Genomic DNA, 6,040 nt, shown 5'->3' with positions numbered 1-6,040 from the left:
TCAAACCCCCATCCGGGTGGGGTGGGTAACTGTCAGAATTGACAGTGGCGACGAAAGGTCACCGAGGGCGCGTCAACAATGGCAGTCTAACTAACGCCCGGTCCGCCAAGGTGCAGACACTGTTGATCAGGCATCACAGGCCAAATAGAAGGGGGCTATTTGGGATACAACGGCGGCAAACTGGTGGTGTCCGTCGTTGGGTCCGCTTCACGTTCAGCCATGGGGATGGCCTTGATCGCGCGCCACAAGTCTTCGCCCAGCCAGTACTGGCCGCTTTCGCTGTAGAGCGCACCGTTCAAGCCATCCAACGCATCCGACAGCGGTACGAAGCGCGCGGCCATGTCGGCCAGGGTTTCCGGTTGTTGCCGCGCCCAGGCATCCAGCGCCTGGCGGGTCGCCTGCGGGTCGTTGGCCTGGGTGGCGCGCTTGAGGTCATCGAGCAACGTGCGCGGGCTGGGACCGGTTTGCGCCGCGCGTTGCACCGCTGGTTGTCGGCGGGCGCGCCACCACAGGCCGAAGCCCAGCAAGGTGGTGCAGGCCAGCAGCAAAGTGCTCAGTTGCCACAGCCACAGGCGGCTATCGTCCGGAGCAGTGATGATGGTGGGGGTGGCGGGGGTGTCCACCATCAGGCTCGGGTTATTGGCCACCTGCAGGGTGCGCGCCGGCAGGCTGGTGCGCTCCAGGTGGTCCTCATGGGTGTTCCACCACACCACATCGACGGCGGGCAGCTCCAGTGCGCCGGCGCGGCTGGGCACCAGGGCTTCGCGGTCTTCGCGACTGCCGATCAGGCCGCGGTCGCTGGTCTGGTTGCCGAGCACCGGTTGATCCGGATAGCGACGCAGGCCGCTGATTTCTGTGCTGGGCAGGGCCGGCAGTTGTGCGCTGGAGAGGCCCTCGGCCTTGACCGTGAGGCTGCGGGTCAGGGAGTCGCCGACCTGCACCTGTTGCGGCTCGGGGTTCCAACTTTCGCTCAGGGTCAGGCTACGGGCCGGCAGCCACGGGGCATCGGCCGGGTAGAGCGCCGGTTTGGGCTTGACGGTCAATTGCAGAGGCGCGGAGCTGACGTGGATCAGCTTGCCCGGCTTGGTGCCTTGCAGCGTATTTTCCTGGGGCGGGCGTGATTCAACCAGAGTGGCGCTGAAAGTCTGCGCCCCGACCTCCAGGCTGCCGCTGTGCTGCGGGTAGATCGCATAGCGGGTTTCGATCACGCCATGACGAATGCTGTTGATGACTTTTTCATAGGTACGCGATTCTCCCAGTTGCTCCACGCGGGCATCGGCGATCTGCAACGGTGTAAGGCTGCTGTCGTCATACAGCGAAACCGAGTGGTACACGCGCACGGTCAACAGCGCCTGGGCCTGAACGTACACACTGGACTGGTCGAGGTTGGCTTCGACGAATACCGGCGCCAGTTCCGCGCTGGTGTTCTGGCTGGCGGTTTCGATCACTTGCAGGGTAATCGGCTGGGTCTGTAGCGCGCCCACTTGAAGCGGTGGGATCACCACGGTGCCGTTTTCCTTGGGCAGCAAAGTGATGATCCAGCGCGTGGTGGCGTGGTTGTCACCGCCCAGGGTGGTGAGCTGGTTGATCTGCCGCGTGCCGCTGACTTCAAACTGCGCATCCAGGGGTGACAGGTCGGGCTTGCCGAACTGTGTGACATCGCTGGATTCCACCGTCAGTTCCACCGTTTCCCCGGAATTGAGGCGGCTGCGGTCAACGCTGGCGACCAGGTTCGCCGCCTGGGCGGTGCTGGCCGACAACGCGAGCAGAAGCAGAAGGGTGGGGCGGCTCATCGAGTCTTGTCCTGATGTTGTTGCTGTTCATACCAGAATTTACGCCGCAGCAGTTCGCCGGGGTTATCCGGGATCTGCCGCAGCCATTGTTCCAGGGCCTGGCGCTGTTCATCCAAACTGGCATCGGTGCGGCGCAGCGGTGGCGTCGTGGTTTGTTCGTCGCCCAACTCGCTGCCCGGGACTTCATTGTCGCCGCTAGGCGGTTTGGCGCCGGCCTGGGGATCGCCGTTGCCGGCCTCGCCCTGGCCCTGGGGGGATGCTTCGCCGCCGGTGCCGGTCTGCCCGTCGGCGCCCGGTTGCGCAGTCTGGCCCGGTTGATGGGGTTCGTCATCCGGATTTTCCGCCGGTGACTCGGGCTTTTGCTCGGCCTGCGCCTGGGCCTGTTCCTGTATCAAGGCCTCCACCAGGGCTTTGTTTTTCAACGCTGGATGCAGATCGGGTTGGGCTTCCAGCGCCTGATCATAGGCGTCCACCGCCGCCTCCAGCTCGCCGGCCTTGGCCAGGGCATTGCCACGATTGTAGTGAGCGTAGGCGTCATTGCTTCGGGCAAAGCGCTTGGCCGCCTCGGCGTAGTTGCCGGCTTGGTAAAGCGCCACGCCCTGCCACTGCGGGTCTTCGAAACGCTCGGCGGCTTGGGCCGGGCGTTGTTTCTTGAGCAGGTATTGGCCTTGCTGGTCCGGGCGCAGCCACAGATCCGTCAACTCAAACGCGTAACTGGGTTGCGGTGCGCTCAGCAGTAATAAAGGCAGGCAGAACAGCCAGCCGCGGCGACCGGCGCAGGCCGCCAGCAGCAGCAATGGCAGCAGCAGCCAGTAACCCTGGTCGGCCCAGGTATCCAGGCGCAGGCGTTGCCCGTCGTCGCGCAAGGTCTGCGGCGCATCCAGCATGCCGAGTTGGCGCAGGTCTTTATCATCCAGCCGCGCGGCGCGGTAACGGCCGCCCATTTCACTGGCAAACGCCTTGAGGGTCGGGCTGTCCAGGCGCGGCACCAGGATCGCGCCTTGTTCGTCCTTGAGGAACTCGCCATTCTCCTGGGTCACCGGGGTGCCCTCGCGGCTGCCGATGCCGAGGATCGACAGGCTCGGCGCCTGGGCACTTTGCAGCAGCAGACGGATGCCTTGGCGTTCCGGCTTGGACAGCGACGAGCCGATCAGCAACAGCCGTCCTTGGCCCAGGCCGGCCTGGTTCAGCAAGCCCAGGGCTTTTTCCACGGCCAGGTCCGCACGATGGCCGGGCTCGGGCATGATCGAGGGGCGCAAGGCTTCCAGCAGGTTGCCGCTGGTAGCCAGGTCGTCCGACAGCGGCACCAGGGTGTGGGCACTGCCGGCGTAAACCACGATGGCGGTCTGCGCGTCGCTGCGGGCCTGCAACAAGTCATACAACTTGCGGCGCGCCTGTTCCAGGCGGTTCGGCGGGCTGTCGGTGGCGAGCATTTCCGGGGTCAATTCCAGCAGCACCACCAAGGGGTCGGACGGTTTCTGGCTGGACTGCTCCACCCGTTGCCAACTGGGACCGAGCAAGGCCATCAGCGCCAGCAGCCAGGCGATACCGAGCACCATCCACGGCGATTTGCTTTCGCGCCCGTTGCCGCCGCTGAGCAGCACCCCGTGGAAGGCCGGCGGCAGGATCATCTGCCAGCGCCCGGCGCGTTTTTGCCGATGCCACAGTTGCCACAGCAACCAGCCGAGCAGCGGCAGCAGCAATAGCCACCAGGGGCGGAACCAGTGCGGCCATAGGTCGATCATCGACGCCTCCGCAAACGCAGGCGTTTAAGGCGTTGGCGCCACTGCGGCTTGGGTTGCAGGAACATGCCCTTGCTCGCCAACTTGTCGAACCCGCGTTGCAACGCGTTATCCGGCCAGCGCTCCTGGATCACCAGCAACAGGCTCAAAATCAGCGCCAGTGCCAACGGCGCGCTGTACAGCGCCAGTGCCGGGCGGGCCTGGGTCGGTTGCTGCTCGACCGGTTCGAGGGTGTCCAGGGTCTTTTTGATGGCTAGCAACTCTGCGCCATCGCGGGCCCGGAAGTACTGACCGCCAGTGGCCTCGGCAATCGCTTTGAGCGCCGGTTCGTCGAGGTCCAGGCTCGGGTTGACCCCAAGGATGCCCAGTGACCCGGTTTGTTCGGGGTCGGCGCCGATGCCGATGGGGTAGATCTTCACGCCTTCTTCGGCAGCCAGCCGCGCCGCCGTCAGCGGGTCGATCTGCCCGGCGTTGTTGGCGCCGTCGGTGACCAGGATCAACACGCGACTCTGGGCCGGGCGCTGGCGCAGACGTTTCAAGGCCAGGCCGATGGCATCGCCGATGGCGGTGTTCTTGCCGGCAATACCGATGCGCGCTTCATCCAGCCAGGTGCGCACGGTGCGGCGGTCGAAGGTCAGCGGCGCCTGTAAATACGCCTGGCTGCCGAACAGGATCAGGCCCACGCGGTCGCCTTCGCGGCTCTCCAGAAAGTCGCCGAGCAGGTGCTGGACGAGGTTCAGGCGGCTGATGTCTTCGTCCTGCCAGTGCATATCGGGGAAATCCATGGAGCCCGACACATCCACCGCCACCAACAGGTCGCGCCCACTGGCGGCGATCGGCAGCGGTTCGCCGAGCCATTCGGGGCGCGCGGCGGCGGTCAACAGCAACAGCCACAACACTACGAACGGTGCCTGTTGACGCCAGCCCGGCAGGTTGGAGCGCGCGCGCCGCCGGGCCAGGCTTTCGAGGTCGCTGAGGTAGCTGACTTTCAGCGCCGGTTCGCCGCTGTCGGCGGCGGGCAAGACTTGGCGCATCAGCCACGGCAGCGGCAGCAGGAGGAAGATCCACGGCCAGGCGAACTCAAACATGTTTGCGAATCCAGGTGTCGACGGCTTGGGTCAGACCGGCGATGGCCTTGTCGTCGAGTTTGCATTCGGGTTTGTAGGCGCCTTCCACCAAGACCATCCAGCGCGTCAGGCCGGCGGCGGGGCAGCGGTTGTCGAGAAACGCCAGCCATTTGCGGCCGTTGAGGGTGTGGCTCTGGCTGTAGGGGTAGTCGTTGCGGCACAGGCGCTTGAGCAGCCCATTAAGTTGTTGCAGCCAAGCCCCGGCGGGCGCGCCGTCGTAGGGTTTGGGCATCAGCGCTAATTCGGCGAGGGCGGCGATGCGTAAAGGGTCCAGCGGTTGTTCGGCACGCACCACCGGGCGGCGCGTTGGCAGAAAGCGGCGCAGCGACCACGCGCCCCAGCCAAGCAGCGGGATCAGCAACAACAGCAGCCACCAACCCGGTGCGGGCGGCCAAAAACCTATGGCCGGCGGGGCGATCAGCGGTTGCAGTTGCTCAAGGCTGCTCATTGCTTTTTAACCGGGCGTTGTGGGTTGAGGTATTCGCGCAACTGCTCGACCATTTCGCTCTGGGTGCTCAACGGCATCAGCAGTACCCGCAGTTTCTGCGCGAGCAATTCCCAGCGCGCACTGCGGGCTTCGGCCTGGGCCTTGTAGGCTTGGCGCAGGTCGTAATTGAGGGTGTCCAGTTCCAGTTGCGCGCCCCGCTCGGCGAAGCGCAGCAGCCCGGCGGCAGGCAGCGCATGGTCGAGGGGATCGGAGATCGGCAAAAGCAGCAGGTCGCAATGGCGCGACAGCAGGCTCAATTGCTGCTCGGCGCCTTCGCTCAGCGCGCGTTCGTCACAGATCACGATCACCAGGCTGCCCGGGCGCAGGACTTCGCGGCCACGGCGCAGGGCCATGCCCAGGGCGTCGGCCTCGGGCCGGGTGTCGGTGTTCAAGCTCTGGTTGACCCGCACCAGGCGGTTGAGCAATTGCAGCAGGCTTTGCTTGCTGCGGCGCGGCTTGATTTCGTAGTGCTCGTTGTCGCCGAACACCAGCCCGCCGACCCGGTCGTTATGCCCCAGCGCCGCCCAACCGATCAGGCTGGCGGCCTGGGCGGCGAGGACCGACTTGAACATCTGGCCGGAGCCGAAAAACAGCCGGCAGCTTTGCTCCACCATGATGAAAATCGGGCGTTCGCGCTCTTCGTGGAACAGCTTGGTGTGGGGTTCCTGGGTGCGCGCCGTGACGCGCCAGTCGATGGTACGCACGTCGTCGCCGGCCTGGTACACGCGCACCTGGTCGAAGTCCACGCCGCGTCCGCGCAGCTTGGAATGGTGCAGGCCGATCAGCGGGCTGCGTTGGCTGGGCGTGGAAAACAGCTGCACCTCGCGCACGCGGTGGCGCATCTCAATCAGCTCGCTGAGCGTGACGCGGATTCCATCGCTGGCATTCATC

Annotated in this window: 5 protein-coding genes; all 5 read right to left on the bottom strand. The window is 65.4% G+C overall.

Going from position 1 to position 6,040, the window contains the following annotated elements; translation table 11 throughout:
• Positions 1-155 precede the first annotated feature (155 nt).
• Genes QRN41_RS07030 through QRN41_RS07010 form a run of 5 tightly spaced genes read right to left on the bottom strand, consistent with a single transcriptional unit; the run spans position 156 to position 6,039 of the window.
• Positions 156-1,793, bottom strand: coding sequence for a BatD family protein (locus QRN41_RS07030; protein ID WP_034138347.1), 1,638 nt, complete (start codon positions 1,791-1,793; stop codon positions 156-158).
• Complete coding sequence (locus QRN41_RS07025) at positions 1,790-3,538, bottom strand: tetratricopeptide repeat protein (RefSeq protein ID WP_285421392.1); 1,749 nt, start codon at positions 3,536-3,538, stop codon at positions 1,790-1,792. The genes QRN41_RS07030 and QRN41_RS07025 overlap by 4 nt, the downstream gene beginning before the upstream one ends.
• Positions 3,535-4,623, bottom strand: a complete 1,089-nt coding sequence (locus QRN41_RS07020) for a vWA domain-containing protein (RefSeq protein ID WP_285421391.1) — start codon at positions 4,621-4,623, stop codon at positions 3,535-3,537. Before QRN41_RS07020 ends, QRN41_RS07025 begins: the two co-directional genes overlap by 4 nt.
• On the bottom strand, positions 4,616-5,110 hold the full coding sequence (locus QRN41_RS07015; protein WP_034098227.1) for a DUF4381 domain-containing protein: 495 nt from the start codon (positions 5,108-5,110) through the stop codon (positions 4,616-4,618). Before QRN41_RS07015 ends, QRN41_RS07020 begins: the two co-directional genes overlap by 8 nt.
• Positions 5,107-6,039, bottom strand: a complete 933-nt coding sequence (locus QRN41_RS07010; RefSeq protein ID WP_034098225.1) for a DUF58 domain-containing protein — start codon at positions 6,037-6,039, stop codon at positions 5,107-5,109. The genes QRN41_RS07015 and QRN41_RS07010 overlap by 4 nt, the downstream gene beginning before the upstream one ends.
• Position 6,040 lies beyond the last annotated feature (1 nt).

The sequence above is a fragment of the Pseudomonas sp. efr-133-TYG-23 genome (assembly GCF_030209215.1).
Classification (GTDB): domain Bacteria; phylum Pseudomonadota; class Gammaproteobacteria; order Pseudomonadales; family Pseudomonadaceae; genus Aquipseudomonas; species Aquipseudomonas rhodesiae.
The sequence above is the reverse complement of the archived record's forward strand: the minus strand, read 5'-3'. Positions and strand labels throughout refer to the sequence as shown.